The organism is Deltaproteobacteria bacterium, from assembly GCA_016213065.1.
GTDB lineage: Bacteria > UBA10199 > UBA10199 > SPLOWO2-01-44-7 > SPLOWO2-01-44-7 > JACRBV01.
The window spans coordinates 1-2920 of sequence record JACRBV010000018.1; the positions used below are offsets into that span (position 1 = coordinate 1).

The 2920-nt window shown below is 47.1% G+C and carries 2 protein-coding genes; both read right to left on the reverse strand.

Annotation, left to right across the window (positions count from 1 at the left end):
- Nucleotides 1-466 precede the first annotated feature (466 nt).
- The gene (locus HY877_01025) at nt 467-1909 is read right to left on the reverse strand and encodes a putative DNA binding domain-containing protein (GenBank protein ID MBI5298872.1); all 1443 of its coding nucleotides are present in this window, start codon (nt 1907-1909) and stop codon (nt 467-469) included.
- Between the two features lie 423 nt (nt 1910-2332).
- The gene (locus HY877_01030) at nt 2333-2701 is read right to left on the reverse strand and encodes a response regulator (protein ID MBI5298873.1); all 369 of its coding nucleotides are present in this window, start codon (nt 2699-2701) and stop codon (nt 2333-2335) included.
- Between the last annotated feature and the right edge of the window lie 219 nt (nt 2702-2920).

A 2920-nucleotide genomic window follows, 5' to 3' on the forward strand; every position in this document is an offset into this window, starting at 1 on the left:
CAATCGACACCCCTTTTTTGTTTTTGTGCGCCCGGCAGGGCGCATATACTTGGAGGTGAAAATCCATATCGTAAACATATGCAGTCAAGGAGAGACCTGACCCTCGCCGCCTCAGTTGAAGCTCAACAAAAAGATCAGCCAACCCCGTAGATCACACAACCGTTACCGCCGGCTGAGAAAATCGTTGACTCCGCTGAGCAGGAACTTTCGCTGGAGGAGAAACGGTTGCAGGAACTCAAGGCAATTCGCAATGAACAAAAGCTGAAAAATGATCGTGAACGCGAAAGGAAAAAACAACGCAAGCGCGACCTGGATCGGTAGCGAATGCTGGAAATGGCCACGGAAGAAGAACGGAAAATGTTTCGAGGAGGCCGGTCTAAAAAACAAAAGTGTTTGCGTAGGATTAAGGAACGGGAGATGGGATTTCAGATGATGAGGGGATGAATTTGATTTCAGGGTAGCTTGTTCATTCGCCTTTTTTATTTTTGATTATCTCCGTTCCGGCTTTAGTTATTCTGTATTTTTGCAGAAGGCTTTGTGGTTTATCGGGAATGGTCATTTCGAGCCACCCTCTAGCCACCAATGGTTCAAGATATTTTTTTTGGAAATGCTTTCTGTGTCTTAACCCAATGATGTCTTGAAGTTCTTTACTTGAACGCTGATTACTGGCCGCTTTCAATAACTCGATTTCTTGGGCGGTGACTTGGGCGGTGACTTGGGCGGTGACTTGGGCGGTCTGACCAACCCTGACCTTAAACGTGACGACCGTGAAGTTTCCAACCTCTCTAAACTCCGGGGCGGAAATACCGGCTTCGCTACATTGGTCAATAACGCGATTGGTTCCTCTGCCCCAATTTTCGATCATTCCCGCCCGGTAAAAAACATCAGCAATAATCAGATTCCGGCGAACCGAGTTATGTTCCTTGGAAAGCACTTCGGGGCTGACACCGGAAGGAAGTTTCCCGGCGCTCCAGATATCGACACGATCATCAAAAATCGCCAAGGAAATCGAACCGCCATAAAAAGCATAATCGCGGTGGATCAGAGCATTTACCAGAATTTCCCGTAAGGCATTCGGCGGAATCAAGGGACGATCCACACGCTCCAACCGTCCGGACTCGATCCGTCCCGGTAACGGCAAATGCCGGTTACAAAACAACATTCCCTCCTCCAGAAGCTTGAAGGCCGGTCCGTGAATTTGTTTCTGGTCGAGGAATTCCGTTTTGTCCACGCCGCGAAATCGCGCCATTTTCAATTCACATTGCGGGAAATCCGGCAAAAATTGCTTTCCAAAAAGTACCACTGCCGCACGTAAAATCTTTCCAGTTTGACAAACACCCAACCGCTCCAAAACTCGCACGAAGTTTTTTTCAGGAGGTCCACTCAGTCTCCCTACAGCGCGGGCATTTTCCACCATCCGGAAAACTTCATCCCGATCAATATCTTTTAAATTTGTGTTCTCCGCCTCCTGGTTTTCCCAACGTCGTTTACTGTGCGATCGTTCTTGGAGCAATTGATCGTACCGAGTTTGCTTCATTTGCCGGGTGGTATTTTTGACTCTCTCCCACGCTCGCCCATCATAAAGAAATGGCGCGTGATCCGAATTCTCCTCAACTCCCAAAGCGATAACTTCCAAACCGGATTTCACGGGTATCCGCTGAATATCGATCTGAGGCATCGGTTCAAACTTTTGGGTGGCCTCCGCAATCTCGCGGAGAGTTTTTTCCGAGACCTGTTGACCGATAATGGTGGCGTCAACTTTGACGCCAAAAAGCACCTTTCCGCCCTTGCCATTAAGAAAAGCGCAAATGGTCTGCAACCCCTCTTTAAGTTCGCCGGTCGTGGCCTTGAATTCCAGCGGGTAGCCTTCGCGCCTTGCTATAAGCTTCTTTAGTTGAGCCAGATTCATACTAGGGTTTTATAAGAAACACAGGGCAAAAACAATGATTATCTTTCTGAAGAAACATCAGGTCATTGGACGTGGAAGAATTCATTGCCGCTTTATCGAGGTGATAAAATCCTCTGCACACCCAGATAGATGTAAACAAACTTGTCGCGCAAATAGGAACCTGAACTTGCAATTTAATCCTCCAATCTCTTTGACCGTAGCGTGACCGACCACAGCGAATTCACCAGAATCACTGGAGTCGATGGAATTCATGGAACACCAAAAACAGCCCGGCAAATCAACAGAAAACGGGAAACCTACTTGACATTAGCGAGTTAGCATATACGCCATAAATAATTGGGAGCAGACCTGTCGCAAATAAACACGCGTCAACGTGAAAACCCTACAACTGGAAGAGGGGTGGGCCAGCGGCCGTAGCTCGTTTCAGTTGTTTTGATGTCTGCTCAATACGTCCTTGATCCTCCGCTCAAAATCTTCACGCAAAGGTTTGACGAGAAACTCGGCTCCGCCCGCTTTCATAAACTGTGTGACCAATCCGGGATGGGCGTAGGCGGTGATCATGATGCAGAGGACTTTCGGCCTGAAATACTTCATTTGCTCGAATGTTTGCATTCCATTCATGTTTTTCATCATGAAATCCAATAGCACAAGGTCAACATCCTTGGCTCGCAAAAGCTCTACGCCATTGGTCCCGTTCTCGGCTTCCAAAACATTAAACCCTTCCTTCTCAAGCCGTCGGTGAATAAAGGTGCGTGTCAAGGCGTGGTCGTCAACTATCAGTATGGTGGCCATGACTTAAATCTCCTTCTGGCAGGGGACTCGTTTTTTTGATTCTACCGGGTGGTCTTACTCCCCTCTCCCTAACCAATAGAAAATGCAATAATCGCGCCAAAATACCACGTTTTCACCTAACTCGGATTTCAAAATAAAATATTTAAAATTAAATAGATACCGGATCTGCCTGAATAACCTAAAACCGTCTTTGTTTGACGATTGTGTAGATTTGTGTGC